Genomic DNA, 15,537 nt, shown 5'->3' with positions numbered 1-15,537 from the left:
CCGTCCCCCGGTGTTGAATGCTCGGGCTCGTGACCCGAGCGCCCCACACACGTAAGGAAGCGTTCATGAACACGCAGCCGACCCTTGCGAAGGAAGGCGAGGTCACCGGAAACACCGGTGATTCGCAGTCTTCCGACGGACTCAAGGCCGGTCTCAAGAACCGACACCTCTCGATGATCGCCATCGGTGGCGTCATCGGCGCCGGACTCTTCGGAGGTTCCGCGGCCGGCATCAAGGCCGCCGGCCCCGGCATCCTGCTGTCGTACGCACTCGTGGGCGCGATGGTCGTCTTCGTCATGCGGATGCTCGGCGAGATGTCCGTGGCGAACCCGACCTCCGGCTCCTTCTCGGCCCACGCCGACCGGGCGCTCGGGCGCTGGGCCGGTTTCTCGATCGGCTGGCTGTACTGGTTCTTCTGGGTCGTCGTGCTCGCCGTCGAGGCGACCATGGGCGCGGACATCCTCAACGGCTGGATGCCGGCCGTCCCGCAGTGGGCCTGGGCGCTGATCGTCATGGTCGTCCTGACCGTCACCAACCTCGGCTCGGTCGCCTCCTACGGCGAGTTCGAGTTCTGGTTCGCGGGCATCAAGGTCGTCGCCATCGCCGCCTTCATCGTGGTCGGCGGGCTCGCGATCTTCGGTGTCCTGCCCGGCGCGGACACGTCGTCCGCCGGTCTGAGCAACCTCACCGAGCACGGCGGCTTCCTGCCCAACGGCTACGGCGCGATCCTCACGGGCATCCTGATGGTCGTCTTCTCCTTCATGGGCAGCGAGATCGTCACCCTCGCCGCCGGCGAGTCGTCGGACCCGCGCCGCGCGGTCGCCAAGGCCACCAACAGCGTGATCTGGCGGGTCGGCATCTTCTACCTCGGCTCGATCCTGGTGGTCGTCTCGCTGCTGCCGTGGAACGACCCGTCGCTGCAGAAGGACGGCTCGTACGTCGCGGCGCTCGACTCGATCGGCATCCCGCACGCCGGCCAGATCATGAACGTGATCATCCTGACCGCGGTGCTCTCCTGCCTGAACTCGGGCCTCTACACCGCGTCCCGCATGGCCTACTCCCTCGGCCGGCGCGGCGACGCCCCGAAGGCCTTCGCCCGGGTGAACGCGAAGGGCGTGCCGCAGACCGCGATCATCGGTTCGGTGATCTTCGGTTTCGTCGCCGTCTTCTTCAACTACAAGTGGCCCGACACCGTCTTCGCCTTCCTGCTGAACGCGTCCGGCGCCATCGCGCTCTTCGTCTGGCTGGTCATCTGCTTCTCCCAGCTGCGGATGCGGAAGATCATCCTGCGGGAGGCCCCGGAGAAGCTGCTCGTTAAGATGTGGCTCTTCCCGTACCTGACCTGGGCGACGATCGCGATGATCGTCTTCGTCCTCGGCTACATGCTCTACAACGGCGGCTCCGCCCGTGAGCAGGTCCTGCTGTCGCTGCTGGTGGCGGGCCTCGTGGTCGCCATCTCCGTGGTCCGCGACCGCTTCGGGGCGAAGGCCGTGGCGCCCGCGGAGCCCGTCACGAAGGACTGAATCCATACCTGACGGGTTCTGTCAGGTATGACCGAGAAGCTCTCCGTATCCAGGGAAACCCCCACGAAACGGAGAGCTTTCTCATGTCCCTCTCTGCGCGGTACGTCTTCCGTCCCGGCGATGCCGGGTACGACGAGGAGCTCGCGGGCTTCCAGACCGGCTTCGCCCTCCGCCCCGAGCTGGTCGTCGGCGCCACCGGCGCCGACGACGTCCGGGCGGCCGTCGCGTACGCCGCCGGGCGCGGGCTTCCGGTCGCCGTCCAGGCCACGGGGCACGGGCTGCCCGGCGCGGTCGACGGCGGTGTCCTGATCACCACGCGGCGGATGAACGAGGTCCGGATCGACCCCGGGGCGCGCCTCGCCCGTGTGGCGGCCGGGGTGCGCTGGGGGCAGGTCGTCGAGGCGGCCGCCCCGTACGGCCTCGCCCCGCTGAACGGCTCGGCGCCGAGCGTCGGGGCGGTCTCGTACACGCTCGGCGGCGGCCTTGGGATCCTCGCACGGGAGTTCGGCTGGACCGCGGACCATGTGCGCTCGCTCGACGTGGTGACCGCCGACGGGGCCCTGCGGCATGTGACGGCCGCGAGCGATCCGGAGCTGTACGGAGGGCTGCTCGGCGGCGGGTACGGCCTTGGGGTCGTGACCGCCCTGGAGGTCGGTCTGGTCCCGGTCGCCCGGCTCTACGGCGGGTCGATCGCCTTCGACGGCGCCGAGACCGACCCGGCCGCGGTCCTGCGGACGTACGCGGAGTGGACGGCGACCCTGCCGGACGCCGTGACCTCGTCCCTGGCCGCGCTGGTCCACCCCGGCCTTCCGGCACTTCCGCCGCATCTGCGGGGCCGGTACGTGCTGTCCGTGCGGGTCGCCTTCACCGGGGACGCCGCCGAGGGCGAGCGGCTCGTGGCACCGCTGCGCGCGCTCGGCCCCGCGCTCTCGGACTCGCTGCGGGAGATGGCGTACACCGAGAGCCACACGATCCACAGCGATCCGGACTTTCCGCACGCCTACTGGGGCGACGGGATCATGGTGAGCGAGCTGGACGTCGACGCGGCCACCTCGGTCCTGGAGCTGACGGGGCCGAAGGCCGGCCGCATGGCGGTCGTGCAGATCAACCACCTGGGCGGGGCGCTCGCGCGGAAGCGGGCCAACTCCGTGCCGTACCGGGAGGCGGGCTTCCTGGTGAGGGCGCTGTACCCGCTGGACGACGACGGCACGGAGCCCGTCCGCGCGCTCCACGCGCGCGTGGAGGCGGCGCTGGCGCCCCGGACGCTCGGCCGGGCGGTCAACTTCGCCTTCGGGGACGGTGAGCGCGGGGAAGGGCTGTACGACCCGGAAACGCGGAAGAGGCTCGCCGGGCTGAGGGCGAACCTCGACCCGGCGAACCTCTTCAGGCGGTACTGAGCCACCTCAGGCGGTACCGATCCGACTCAGGCGGCACCGACCGACAGGCCTCAGCCCTTGCGGCCGATGAGCTTCCACGCCGTCGGCAGCGCGCCCATCGCGAGGGCGGCCTTGAGGGCGTCGCCGATCAGGAACGGGGTCAGGCCGGCGGCGACCGCCTGGGAGAAGGACATGCCGGTGGCGAGGGCCAGGTACGGCACGCCGACCGCGTAGATGATCACGGAGCCGAGTGCCATCGCGCCCGCCGTGCGGAGCACGGAGCGGTCGGCGCCGCGGCGCGCGAGGGCGCCGACGACGGTCGCGGCGAGCAGCATGCCGAGGATGTAGCCGAAGGAGGGCATCGCGTAGCCGGAGGTGGCCTCGGCGAACCAGGGCACGCCCGCCATCCCGACGACCGCGTACAGCGCGAGGGAGAGGAAGCCGCGGCGGGCACCGAGCGCCGTGCCGACGAGGAGGGCCGCGAAGGTCTGACCGGAGACCGGGACCGGCGAGCCGGGGACCGGGACGGCGATCTGTGCGGCGATGCCGGTGAGGGCTGCGCCGCCGACGACGAGGGCGATGTCGCGGGCGCGGCTGGACGGCAGCAGGTCGGCGAGGACCGTCCCGGAGCGGAGGGAACGGACAGGGGCGACGGCGGTGCTCATCGGTACTCCGCGGGGTGAGGAGGTACGGGGACGGATCGACCGTAGTCGAGGAGTGAACGCTCGATCACCATCAGCCGCCCACAAAGCGGGGGTTGAGCGTTTCGTGGAGATCGGACAAAGAACGGGTTCCATGCCTCGCACCACGTGACGCTTGTCACGGCGAGGAGCTGGAAAGAGGGCCATTTTGCGCCAGAGGGCGGTCAGCGGGGAGACTGTGGGTTCTCCATAAACGCTTCCGAAGGCACGAGCCCCCTCATGCACGACGCACCACCTGCCGCTCCGGCTTCCCTGGCTCCCGAACCGGAGCCGCTCGCCCCCGGACTGAAGCAGCGTCACCTGACGATGCTGGGGCTCGGCGGGGTGATCGGGGCCGGGCTCTTCGTCGGTTCCGGGGCGGGCATCGCGGTCGCGGGGCCCGGCATCGTCCTTTCGTATCTGATCGCGGGCGCGCTCGCGATGCTGGTCATGCGGATGCTCGGCGAGATGTCGGCGGCGATGCCGGCCTCGGGCGCCTTCTCGGTCCACGCCGAGCGGGCCCTCGGCCGCTGGGCGGGCTTCTCGGTGGGCTGGCTGTACTGGTTCCTGCTGGTCGTCGTCCTCGCGGTGGAGGCGACGGGCGCGGCGCAGATCGCGCACGGCTGGGTGCCGGGGGTCCCGCAGTGGGGCTGGGTGCTGATCTTCATGCTCGTGTTCACCGTGGCCAACCTGGCGGCGGTGAAGAACTTCGGCGAGTTCGAGTTCTGGTTCGCCGCGCTCAAGGTCGGCGCGATCGTCCTCTTCCTGGTGCTGGGGACGCTGGCGATCGTCGGCTGGCTGCCGGACACGGACCCGGTGGGCCTGGCGAATCTGACCGGCCAGGGCGGCTTCCTGCCGAACGGCTGGGAGGGCGTGGTCTCCGGTGTGCTCGCCGTCGTCTTCGCCTTCGGCGGCCTGGAGGTCGTCACGATCGCCGCCGCCGAGTCCGACGACCCCGCGCGCAACGTGGCGCGGGCGGTGCGCAGTGCCGTGTGGCGGATCCTCCTCTTCTACGTCGGCTCGATGCTGGTCATCGTGACCCTGCTGCCCTGGACCTCGATGAAGCCGGGTCAGTCGCCGTACGTCGCCGTGCTCGACTCGATCGGCGTGCCGGCGGCCGGTCAGATCATGAACATCGTGGTCTTCGTGGCCCTGCTCTCGGCGCTCAACGCGAACCTGTACGGCTCCTCGCGGATGGTCTTCTCGCTCGCCGAGCGCGGCGAGGCGCCGAAGGGGCTGCTGAGGGTCTCGGGTGGAGGGGTGCCGCGCCGGGCGGTGCTCGCGTCGGTGGCCTTCGGCTTCGTCTCCGTGCTGCTCAATCTGAAGTGGCCGGATTCCGTCTTCCTCTACATGCTCAACGCGGTCGGCGCGGTGCTCCTCTTCGTCTGGGGACTGATCGCGGTCTCGCAGCTCCGGCTGCGCCGCCGGATCGAGCGCGAGGCCCCTGAGACGCTGACGCTGAAGATGTGGGGCTTCCCCTGGCTGACCTGGACGGCTCTGGCCGCGATGGCGGCGGTCCTGATGCTGATGCTGACCGACGACGGGGCGCGGCCGCAGGTTCTGTGGTCGGGTGCGGCCACCGGGGCCGTACTGCTGGTGGCGGGCCTGCGGGAGCTGCGGGACCGGCGACACTGAGGCGCGCGGGGCCGGGCGGCGGACCCTACCGGCGCGTACGAGAAGACACGAGATCTTCACGTTGCGTGAAGCTCGTGACCGTATAGCGGACATCCGTTCCCTGTCAGCGGTACGCACCCACAGACTGTGGCGCGTCCCCCGCCTCCTCCCCGAACAGGGCTGGTTCATGTCCCGGACCACCGCGCCCGCGCCCGTCGACCGCAAGGACGACTCGGCGACGCTCTCGCACGGGCTCAAGCAGCGTCACCTCTCGATGATCGCCCTCGGCGGCGTCATCGGCGCCGGCCTCTTCGTCGGCTCCGGCGCCGGCATCGCCGCCGCCGGCCCGTCCATCGTCCTCGCGTACACGCTGTCCGGTCTGCTCGTCATGCTGGTGATGCGCATGCTGGGCGAGATGTCGGCCGCGTACCCGTCCTCCGGATCGTTCTCCTCCCACGCGGAGCGGGCCTTCGGCTCCTGGGCCGGATTCACCGCCGGCTGGTCGTTCTGGGTGCTGCTCAGCGTCGCCGTAGGCCTCGAGGGCATCGGCGCGGCGAAGATCGTCACCGGCTGGCTGCCCGGCACGCCCGAATGGGCCTGGGTCGCGCTCTTCATGCTGCTCTTCTGCGGCGCCAACCTGGCGGCCGTGAAGAACTTCGGCGAGTTCGAGTTCTGGTTCGCCGCCCTCAAGGTCGGTGCGATCACGCTCTTCCTCGGCCTCGGTGTGCTGGCGGTCCTGGGCGTCCTGCCCGGCACGGACTCCCCCGGCACGGCCAACCTCTTCGGCGAGGGCGGATTCCTGCCGACCGGAAGCGAGGGCCTGGTCATCGGCCTGCTCGCCTCGGTGTTCTCGTACGGAGGCATGGAGACGGTCACCATCGCCGCCGCCGAGTCCGAGGACCCCGTCAGGGGCGTCGCCAAGGCCGTGCGCACCGCGATGTGGCGCATCTCGCTCTTCTACATCGGCTCGATGGCGGTCATCGTCACGCTGGTCCCGTGGAACGACAAGGCGGTCACCGAGAAGGGCCCGTACGTCGCCGCCCTCGACCAGCTGGGCATCCCGGGCGCCGGCCAGATCATGAACGTCGTGGTGCTCATCGCCCTGCTGTCCGCGATGAACGCGAACATCTACGGCTCCTCCCGCATCGCCTTCTCCCTGGTCAAGCGGGGTCTCGGCCCGAAGATCCTCGGCGCGGTCTCCAGCGGTGTGCCGCGCTTCGCCGTACTCGCGTCCTGCTTCTTCGGCTTCGTCTGCGTGGGCCTCAACTACTGGTCCCCCGAGACGATCTTCCCCTGGCTGCTGAACATGATCGGCGGCGTGATCCTGGTCGTCTGGATCTTCATCGCCGCCTCGCAGCTGGTGCTGCGCCGCCGTCTGGAGCGCGAGGAGCCCGAGAAGCTGGTCGTCCGGATGTGGGCCTTCCCGTACCTCACCTGGGTGGCGCTGGCCGGCATGGCGGTGATCTTCTTCCTCATGGCCCGCGAGGAGGGCACCCGCGTGCAGCTGTACGCGACGGGCGCCATGACCGTGGCGCTGGCCGTCATCGGCCTCGTCCGCCAGAAGACGGGGGCGGCGCGCCAGGACGCCTGACACCGCCTGCCGTCTCCCGTTTCGCCGGAACGCCCGGACCGCTCCCCGCGGTCCGGGCGTTCCGCTGTCTCCCCGCCCGTCGCGGCGCCACGGGTCCTAGGGCCAATGACTGATCAACTTCGGACACTCCTGCTGCTAGCCTGCACTTGCATAGAGGTTGCAATAACTCAGAAGCAGCGAGAGGCTCGGCACATGGCGATCTACACCCTTCCGGAACTGCCGTACGACTACGCGGCTCTGGAGCCGGTGATCAACCCCCAGATCATCGAGCTGCACCACGACAAGCACCACGCCGCGTACGTCAAGGGCGCGAACGACACCCTTGAGCAGCTGGAAGAGGCGCGCGACAAGGAGCAGTGGGGCTCGATCAACGGCCTGGAGAAGAACCTCGCGTTCCACCTCTCCGGCCACATCCTGCACTCCATCTACTGGAACAACATGGACAGCCCGAAGGACGGTGGCGGCGGCGAGCCGCTCGCGGCCGACGGCGTGGGCGACCTCGCCGACGCGATCACCGAGTCCTTCGGCTCCTTCGCGAAGTTCAAGGCCCAGCTGACCAAGGCCTCCGCGACCACCCAGGGCTCCGGCTGGGGTGTCCTCGCGTACGAGCCGATCAGCGGCCGGCTGATCGTCGAGCAGGTCTACGACCACCAGGGCAACGTCGGTCAGGGCTCGGTCCCGGTCCTCGTCTTCGACGCCTGGGAGCACGCCTTCTACCTCCAGTACAAGAACCAGAAGGTCGACTTCATCGAGGCCATGTGGCAGGTCGTCAACTGGCAGGACGTGCAGAAGCGCTACACGGACGCCAAGGGGCGCACCCCGCTCATCGGGATCTGAGGAACGTCCTGCTCGTGATCGTCTTCTCAACCTTCACCGGCAGGCGGAAGAAGGGCGGGCCCCCGCGGTGACGTGAACCGCGGGGGCCCGCCTGTATGTACGGACGCGCGCTCTACTCGAAGCTCGGCGCCGCCGTCCGCGTGCGCTTGATCTCGTAGAAGCCGGGCGTCGCCGCCACGAGCAGCGTGCCGTCCCAGAGCCGCGCCGCCGCCTCGCCGCGCGGGGTCGGGGTGACGACCGGGCCGAAGAAGGCGACCTCGTCGCCCTCCGCGCCCGGAACGGAGATGACCGGCGTACCGACGTCCTGGCCGACCTTGTCGATGCCCTCCTTGTGGGAGGCGCGCAGCTCGGTGTCGTACGTGTCCTTGTCGGCGTAGTCCGCGAGGTCGGCCGGCAGACCGACGTCCGCGAGGGCGGCCGCGATCGCCTCGCGCGTCGGACCCTCGCCGTTGTTGTGGAAGCGGGTGCCGAGCGCGGTGTAGAGCTTGCCGACGACCTCGTCGCCGTGCAGCTGCTGGGCCGCTATGACCACACGGACCGGGCCCCAGGCCTTGGTCTCCAGCATGTCGCGGTACTCGGCCGGAAGCTCGTCCAGCTTGTCCTCGTTGAGGACGGCCAGGCTCATCACCTTCCACCGGACGTCGACCGGGCGGACCTTCTCGACCTCCAGCATCCAGCGGGAGGTCATCCAGGCCCAGGGGCACAGCGGGTCGAACCAGAAGTCGGCGGTGGTCCTGCTCTCGGACATGTCACTCCTCAGGGACGGATGTCTATGCGCCGGAGGAGGAACGTCCTCGGTCGGCGGGGGCATTCCCCATGTGCCGGGTGTCAGCTCCACATGGGAGGATCGGTGCTGTTTCGAACGAGCCACGAAGGAGTGACCGTGCCCGGTGAGAATCTGTCCCGCGACGAGGCCCGTGAGCGGGCCGCGCTGCTGTCCGTCGACGGGTACGAGGTCGCCCTGGATCTGCGCTCGGCGGTCGGCGAGCCGGGCGAGTCCGGCGATGGGGGCACCCCCGCCGAAGGTAGGGGGAAGGTCCGCACCTTCCGCTCGGTGACGACCGTCCGCTTCCGCCGTACGGGTACGGGCTCGGCCACCTTCGTCGATCTGATCGCCCCCGCCGTCACCTCGGTGGAGCTGAACGGCCGCGCGCTCGACCCGGCCGCCGTCTTCGACGGCGCGCGGATCGCCCTGGACGGCCTGGCCGACGAGAACGTGCTCGTCGTGGACGCCCAGTGCGCCTACAGCCGGACCGGCGAGGGCATGCACCGTTTCGTCGACCCCGAGGACGGCGAGGTCTACCTCTACACGCAGTACGAGCCGGCCGACGCCCGCCGGGTGTACGCCACCTTCGAGCAGCCCGACCTGAAGGCGCCGCACCTCTTCTCGGTGACCGCGCCCGAGGGCTGGACGGTGTGGAGCAACGGCGCCGGGGAGCAGGACGCCGAGGGCGTGTGGCGCTTCGCGAGGACGGAGCCGATCTCGACGTACATCACCTGTGTCGTCGCCGGGCCGTACCACTACGTCACGGACACCTACACGCGCACGCTGGCCGACGGGACCGAGCTGGAGATCCCGCTCGGCGCGATGTGCCGCAAGGGGCTCGCCAAGCACTTCGACGCGGACGACGTCTTCCTGATCACCAAGCAGGGGTTCGACTTCTTCCACGACAACTTCGACTACCCGTACCCGTTCGGGAAGTACGACCAGGCCTTCGTGCCCGAGTACAACCTCGGCGCGATGGAGAACCCCGGGATGGTGACCTTCCGCGAGGAGTACATCTACCGCGGCAAGGTCACCCAGGCCGCGTACGAGCGCCGGGCGAACGTCATCCTGCACGAGATGGCCCACATGTGGTTCGGCGACCTGGTCACCATGGTGTGGTGGGACGACCTGTGGCTGAAGGAGTCCTTCGCCGACTTCATGGGCTCCTTCTCGCTGGCCGAGGCGACCCGCTTCACCAACAGCTGGGTGACCTTCGCCAACAACCGCAAGGCATGGGCGTACCGCGCCGACCAGCTGCCGTCCACCCACCCGATCACGGCCGACATCCGTGACCTGGAGGACGCCAAGCTGAACTTCGACGGCATCACGTACGCCAAGGGCGCCTCCGTGCTGAAGCAGCTGGTGGCGTACGCGGGCCGGGACGCGTTCCTCGAGGGCGCACGGCGCTACTTCAAGCGCCACGCGTACGGGAACACGCGCCTGACCGATCTGCTCTCCGTGCTGGAGGAGACCTCCGGCCGCGACATGAAGGCGTGGTCGCGCTCCTGGCTCCAGACCTCGGGCGTCAACACGCTGGCGCCGGAGGTGACGTACGACGCGGAGGGCCGGATCACCGAGCTGGCCGTCGTCCAGGGCGGGGACGAGCTCCGCCCGCACCGGGCGGCCGTCGGCCTCTACAGGCTCTCGGTGGACGGCGAGCTCGTGCGGTACGCGCGGGCCGAGGCCGATGTCACCGGCGCGCGGACGGTCGTGGCCGAGCTGGCCGGGTCGGCGCGGCCGGACCTGGTCCTCGTCAACGACGACGACCTCACCTACTGCAAGCTCCGCTTCGACGAGGGTTCGCTCGCCACCCTGCGGGCGCACCTGGGCGACATCACGGACCCGCTGGCGCGGGCGCTGTGCTGGTCGGCGCTGTGGAACCTGACGCGGGACGGTCTGATGCCGGCCCGGGACTTCGTGGCGGTCGCCCTCGACTTCGCGGGCCGCGAGACGGACATCGGCGTCCTTCAGATGGTGCACGCCTGGGCACGGTCGGCGGTCACGCACTTCGCGGCGCCCGAGTGGCGCGCCGAGGGAGGCCGGCTGCTCGCCGAGGGCGGGCTGCGGGAGCTGCGCCTGGCCGCGCCGGGCAGCGAGCACCAGCTGACCTGGGCGCGGTTCTTCGCGACGGTCGCCGCCTCGGACGCGGACTTCCAGCTCTTGGAGGGCCTGCTCGACGGCACGGCCAAGATCGACGGTCTGGACGTCGACCAGGAGCTGCGCTGGTCGTTCCTCGAGCCGCTCGCCGCGCACGGACGGGCGGACGAGGCCCGGATCGCGGAGGAGCTGGCCCTCGACGACACGGCGACCGGCAAGCGCCACCAGGTCCGCTGTCTGGCCGCGCGGCCGTCGGCGGCGGTCAAGGCGCAGGCCTGGGCACAGGTCGTCGAGTCGGACACGCTGTCGAACGCGCTGGTGGAGGCGACCATCGGGGGCTTCGTCCAGCCGTCTCAGCGGGAGCTGATCGCGCCGTACGCGGAGAAGTACTTCGCGGTGATCGAGCGGGTGTGGGCGGACCGTTCGATCCAGATCGCCATGGACGTGGTCAAGGGGCTGTTCCCGGGGCTCCACGGCGAGCCGGCCCTGGCCGCGACGGACAGCTGGCTCGCCGCCCACGAGTCGGCCGCGCCGGCGCTGCGGCGGCTGGTCCTGGAGGGCCGGGACGACCTGGCGCGTGCGCTGCGGGCGCAGGCGTGTGACGGCGGCCTGTAACCCGCACAGTCTCCGGAGCGCGGCGCCCTTGTCCGGGCGCCGCGCTCCGGTGCGTAGCGGCACAGGGCGACGCGGACGCGCCCGCCGGGGCGCCGTCCGTCGTGCCCCACGCTCCCCGGGCGCCGTCCGGGCGACGGTGCATTGTCGGCAGTCGAACGTGCGTACTTTAGGGCGAGGATGTCCCGGTTTGGCGACGCGCTTGTAACAGCGGTTAGTGGAGGCTCGGGGAGCGGAAGACCCCCGGCATGAACCACAACACCCCCATCACCCCCCGGGCCCTCCCCCTCCCCTCCGTCGCCGACGAGCGCCAACGCATCGCGTCCACTGCCCAGTTGCGTGAGCGGGGACTGTCCGGTGCCGACATCGCCGGGCGCTGCCGGCCCGGCGGCGAGTGGCAGCAGATCCTGCCCGGCGTCCTCCTGCTCCGCCCCGGGCAGCCCACCAGCGAGGACCGGCTGAAGGCCGCACTGCTCTACGCCACCCCCCACGGCGCCGAGGCGATGATCACCGGTCTCGCCGCGCTCGCCCTGCACCGCTTCTCCTCCGCTCCCCCGCTGACGGCCGTGGACCGGATCGACGTGCTGGTCCCCCGCACGCGCAGACTGCGCTCCACCGGCTGGGTGCGGGTGGTGCGCGCCCCGGAGTCGCCCGAGCCGCTGGACGTCGCCGGGGTGCCCGTCGCACCGGTCGCCCGCGCGCTGGCCGACGCGGTGTCCGGTCTGACCGACGCGGGCGTGGTGCGCCGGCTGCTCACCGAGGCCGTGCGTGGCGGCCACTGCGAACCCGGTGCGGTGGTTCGGGAGTTGAACCGTGCCCGGCTGCTGAACCGGCCGCACGTGGTGGACGCCGTGGACTCGCTGCTCGCGGAGGGCCGGAGCATCGCGGAGGAGCGGCTCTACGAGATGGTGCGGGAGTTCGCCCTGCCCGACCCGCTGTGGAACGTGGATCTGCGGCTGCCGGGCGGTCCCCACCTCGGCGGCCTGGACGCCTACTGGCCGGAACACGCGGTGGCGGTGGAGCTGGACACCCGGGCGCCCAGGCAGGACGACGACGCGCTGTGGTCGGAGTACACCCGTAAGCGCGAGCACCTGGAGCGGCTCGGTATCACGGTCGTCCACATCACCCCGCGCAAGCTGCGCGAGGCGATGGACCAGCAGGCCACCGTGGTCCGTACGGCCCTGATGGCCGCGACGGACCGGCAGCCCGCCGCGTATGTCGTCGTCCTGCCCCGGTGACGTCTCAGCCTCGGCCGCAGAACTCGGCCTCGACGACGGTCTGGCTGTCCCCCGTCCAGTCGGCGTTGAAGTTCATGGCGAGCGAGTGCTCGCCGTCGCGGGTGGAGACGGCCTGCGAGGAGGAGCCGTGGATGCCGCCGCCGTGGCCCCAGACCTCCTTGCCGCAGCTCAGCTTCACCTTCATCAGCCCGAGGCCGTAGAAGAACTCCGGGTTCTCGGCGCCGACCGGCACGGCGCGCGTCATCTCGCGCATCTCGGCCTTCGGCAGCAACTTCCCCTTGAACAGGGCCCGGTAGAAGGTCTGCAGATCGTTGGAGTCCGAGATCATCTCGCCCGCCGCGCCCGCGAGGCTGGGGTTCAGCTCGGTGACGTCGTGGACCGTCGGCGCGTTCGGGTCGAGCGAGAGCTTCGAGTACGCCCGTGAACTCGGCCGCGGCACCGTCACGGTCGTGCCGGGCACGCTGGTGGCGCGCAGCCTCAGCGGCTTGAGGATCCGCCGGTCGACCTCCTTGCCGTAGGGGCGGCCGGTCGCCTTCTCGATCACCATGCCGGCGAGGACGTAGTTGGTGTTGGAGTAGCTCCACGAGGTGCCCGGGGCGAAGTCCGGTTCGTGGGTCATCGCGACCGCGACGAGCTGCTCCGGGGTCCAGGTGTCATAGCGGTGCTTCAGGAAGTCCGGTCCGAAGACCTTCTGCTGGAATCCGGCGTCGGAGGTGACGTCGTAGACGCCGCTGGTGTGGTTGAGGAGCTGGCGAACGGTGATCTTGCGGCCGTCGTGGCCGTTGCCGCTGACCACGCCCGGCAGCCACTTCTCGACGGGGTCGTCGAGGTCGAGCCGGTTCTCGGCCTGGAGCTGGAGGAGGACGGTCGCCACGAAGGTCTTGGTGATCGAGCCGACCCGGTAGCGGTCCTTGCCGCCTCGTTCGCCGGCGGTCCCGGTCCAGGCGGCGTGACCGGTCCGCGCCTGGGCGACGGCGCCCGGCACACCCGCCTCGACCGCCGCGTCGAGGGCCCGCTGCGTGGCGGTGTGGTCCGGCTTCTTCGGCGCGGTGGCCGCGACGGCGGGCGCGGCGAGCGCTCCGGCGGTGAGGGCGGCCACGGCGGTGGCGGCGAGGAGGGTGCGGGCGGCGCGTACGGATGTCATGCGGGTTCCCCTGTGTGTCGTGTGCGTCCTGCGGTCACGGGAGGGGACCCGGCGGCGGGCGGGGCGGTTGAGCGGGCCGCTGAGGTTGAGCGGAATTCAGCCGTTCGCGGGATCGGCGAGGCGGGAGCGGCCGACGGGGGGACGTTCGCGCCACAACTGCAGACCGATGTCCACGAGTTCGACGCGGGTGAGGTCGGCGACGGAGGCGAGCGGGTGCCAGGCGGCGAGGTCGGTGGAGCCGTTGGTCTCGTTGCGCAGGGACCCGCCGGTGACCCGGCTCTCGTAGATGATCCGCAGGCCCTGGAAGTCGCCGGCGTCGCCGAGCCTGCGGAGCCGGCCACGGCGGATGGAGTCGATGCCGAGCAGGGCGACCGGCTCGGTGAGATAGCCGGTCTCCTCCTCGACCTCGCGGACGACGGTGTCGACCGGCTCTTCTCCGTGGTCCATCCCGCCGCCGGGCAGGGTCCACCGCTTGGCGCCCGCGCGGTCCACCCAGCGGGCGAGGAGTATCTCGTCGTCACGGACACACACGGCGTAGGCCGCCACCCTCAACTCCTGTTTCATGAGCCGAGGTTAGAACCAGTACGTGGGGTATGTCCGCCCGGTTGCGCGGGCGCCCGCGAGACCGACGGCGACGAGCAGGAGGCTCGCGAGGGCGAGCAGGGCGAGGAAGGTCCAGAACGGCGGATTCTGGAGGGTGACGATCACGGCCGTGGCGGCGGCGGGCGAGTGCGGGGTGCGGGCGGCCATCATGACGCCGAGCGCGAGGCCGCCGGAGAGCGCGGCGCCCCAGAGGGTGGGGCCGGTGACGAGGAGGACGCCGAAACCGGTGAGCGCCGAGAGGAGCTGACCGCCGACGACCGAGCGGGGCTGGGCGAGCGGCAGGTCGGGGGCGCCGGCCACCAGCGCCATGCTGGCCGCCAGCGGCGGGATCAGCAGGGGCTGGTGGAGCAGGGTGCCGAGGGCGACCAGGGCGAGCAGGGCGGTGACGCTCACGGTGGTCGCCAGGGCCACGGCCCGGGGGTGAGGCCGGGCGGGGGCGGCTGTCGTCATGCGGAGTCCTGGGGATGGGGCGGGTTGGCGGGTGAGTACTCGGGCTCCGACCAGCGCAGGGGGCTCGCGGACGGGATCTCGACGGTCCGCCGGATGTGGAAGCGGGTGGTGCGGATGCCGTCGGGGCCGTAGTCGGTGTGGGCCGTGCCGGACAGCTGGAGCGTGGTGCCGTTGCGCCAGTCGACGAAGAGCAGGCCGGCGCGGTCGTCGGACTCCAGGTTGCCGAGGGTCAGGAACATGGCGTTGCCGGGATAGTCCCGCCAGCTCAGCTCGGTGGGGTCGGTGACACTCACGAAGCCGGGGAAGCCGCCGCGGTGGCTCGCGTCGACGCCGTCGGGGGCGGTGGTCGCGATGAAGAAGGTGTCCGCGGCGCGGACGAACCGCTCCTGGGCGGCGGTGAGCGCGGTGCCGTGGAGCGGGTCGCCGGGCGGGGTGGTGAGGTCGGGCGCGTACAGCTCGCGCTTCTGGAGGTACTTCGGGCAGTTGGAGAAGACCTGCTCCGCCTCGACGGTGAAGCCGCGGGCGCTGGGACGGGCGATGCCGTTGAGGCGCATACGGCGGCGGGTGCGGGGGTCGAGGGCGATCGTTCCGACGGGGGTCGGTCCGGGGGCGGGGGGTGGGGCCGCCACCGAGATCGTGTGCGGGCCGGTCGCCCGGGCGAAGCCGGGGGTGCCGGTGAGGAGGGTGCTCCAGACATGCCCTTCGCCGTCCGCCGCGGCGAGCACGAGCATGGGCTGGAGCTCGAGGAAGGCGGCGGCGATGGGGCGGATGCCGGTTCCGATGGAGCGGCCCACGTGGGCGGCGACCTCGCTGACGCCTACGCGTTCCTGGACCGCTCGGGAGCCGGGGTTGTACGGGTCCATGTCCTTGGGTCCTTCGTGGTGCGGGCCTGGGGCCCGGAGTACGGGCCCTCGGCGCGGGCAGCGCGTTCGTGGCTGCGCCCACCCGTTCCTCCCCCTGGGACTGCGCCCTGGGGGACCCTCAGCGGAACGGGTGTCCACAGCCT

General features: G+C 71.0%; 13 protein-coding genes. 7 read left to right on the top strand and 6 right to left on the bottom strand.

Translation table 11 applies throughout. From position 1 onward, the window contains the following. Positions 1-65 precede the first annotated feature (65 nt). On the top strand, positions 66-1,523 hold the full coding sequence (locus ACZ3OF_RS05320; protein WP_361678504.1) for an amino acid permease: 1,458 nt from the start codon (positions 66-68) through the stop codon (positions 1,521-1,523). 83 nt (positions 1,524-1,606) lie between these two features. Then, the gene (locus ACZ3OF_RS05315; RefSeq protein ID WP_467302962.1) at positions 1,607-2,920 is read left to right on the top strand and encodes an FAD-binding oxidoreductase; all 1,314 of its coding nucleotides are present in this window, start codon (positions 1,607-1,609) and stop codon (positions 2,918-2,920) included. Positions 2,921-2,970: 50 nt separating this feature from the next. Here the strand turns inward: ACZ3OF_RS05315 and ACZ3OF_RS05310 are convergent, their stop codons facing one another. After that, positions 2,971-3,564, bottom strand: a complete 594-nt coding sequence (locus ACZ3OF_RS05310; protein ID WP_361678501.1) for a biotin transporter BioY — start codon at positions 3,562-3,564, stop codon at positions 2,971-2,973. A gap of 255 nt (positions 3,565-3,819) precedes the next feature. On the opposite strand from ACZ3OF_RS05310, the gene ACZ3OF_RS05305 reads away from it, so the two are divergent. The 3 genes from ACZ3OF_RS05305 to ACZ3OF_RS05295 all read left to right on the top strand — a co-directional run bounded on the left by ACZ3OF_RS05305 (position 3,820) and on the right by ACZ3OF_RS05295 (position 7,621). Next, the gene (locus ACZ3OF_RS05305; RefSeq protein WP_361678498.1) at positions 3,820-5,214 is read left to right on the top strand and encodes an amino acid permease; all 1,395 of its coding nucleotides are present in this window, start codon (positions 3,820-3,822) and stop codon (positions 5,212-5,214) included. 166 nt (positions 5,215-5,380) lie between these two features. After that, on the top strand, positions 5,381-6,784 hold the full coding sequence (locus ACZ3OF_RS05300) for an amino acid permease (protein WP_467302959.1): 1,404 nt from the start codon (positions 5,381-5,383) through the stop codon (positions 6,782-6,784). A gap of 192 nt (positions 6,785-6,976) precedes the next feature. Beyond that, a complete protein-coding gene (locus ACZ3OF_RS05295) occupies positions 6,977-7,621 on the top strand; it encodes a superoxide dismutase (protein ID WP_361605577.1) in 645 nt (214 codons plus the stop codon). A gap of 112 nt (positions 7,622-7,733) precedes the next feature. On the opposite strand, the gene ACZ3OF_RS05290 is transcribed toward ACZ3OF_RS05295, so the two are convergent. Next, positions 7,734-8,369: a mycothiol-dependent nitroreductase Rv2466c family protein gene (locus ACZ3OF_RS05290; protein WP_361678492.1), complete on the bottom strand. Its 636-nt coding sequence runs from the start codon at positions 8,367-8,369 to the stop codon at positions 7,734-7,736. 135 nt (positions 8,370-8,504) lie between these two features. Between ACZ3OF_RS05290 and pepN the strand changes: the two genes are divergently transcribed. Together pepN and ACZ3OF_RS05280 are read left to right on the top strand one after the other, a co-directional pair. Continuing rightward, a complete protein-coding gene (gene pepN, locus ACZ3OF_RS05285; RefSeq protein ID WP_361678489.1) occupies positions 8,505-11,099 on the top strand; it encodes an aminopeptidase N in 2,595 nt (864 codons plus the stop codon). Positions 11,100-11,344: 245 nt separating this feature from the next. After that, positions 11,345-12,334, top strand: a complete 990-nt coding sequence (locus ACZ3OF_RS05280; protein ID WP_361678486.1) for a hypothetical protein — start codon at positions 11,345-11,347, stop codon at positions 12,332-12,334. 4 nt (positions 12,335-12,338) lie between these two features. Here ACZ3OF_RS05280 and ACZ3OF_RS05275 read toward each other — a convergent pair whose 3' ends face one another. The 4 genes from ACZ3OF_RS05275 to ACZ3OF_RS05260 all read right to left on the bottom strand — a co-directional run bounded on the left by ACZ3OF_RS05275 (position 12,339) and on the right by ACZ3OF_RS05260 (position 15,394). Beyond that, entirely contained in the window at positions 12,339-13,478 is a 1,140-nt protein-coding gene (locus ACZ3OF_RS05275; protein WP_467302953.1) for a serine hydrolase domain-containing protein, read from the bottom strand. Positions 13,479-13,574: 96 nt separating this feature from the next. Continuing rightward, a complete protein-coding gene (locus ACZ3OF_RS05270) occupies positions 13,575-14,042 on the bottom strand; it encodes an NUDIX hydrolase (RefSeq protein ID WP_361678480.1) in 468 nt (155 codons plus the stop codon). Between the two features lie 9 nt (positions 14,043-14,051). Further along, entirely contained in the window at positions 14,052-14,531 is a 480-nt protein-coding gene (locus ACZ3OF_RS05265; RefSeq protein ID WP_361678477.1) for an HPP family protein, read from the bottom strand. Then, positions 14,528-15,394, bottom strand: a complete 867-nt coding sequence (locus ACZ3OF_RS05260) for a pyridoxamine 5'-phosphate oxidase family protein (RefSeq protein ID WP_467302950.1) — start codon at positions 15,392-15,394, stop codon at positions 14,528-14,530. The genes ACZ3OF_RS05265 and ACZ3OF_RS05260 overlap by 4 nt, the downstream gene beginning before the upstream one ends. Between the last annotated feature and the right edge of the window lie 143 nt (positions 15,395-15,537).

Source organism: Streptomyces sp. NPDC022552 (genome assembly GCF_055561875.1).
The sequence above is the reverse complement of the archived record's forward strand: the minus strand, read 5'-3'. Positions and strand labels throughout refer to the sequence as shown.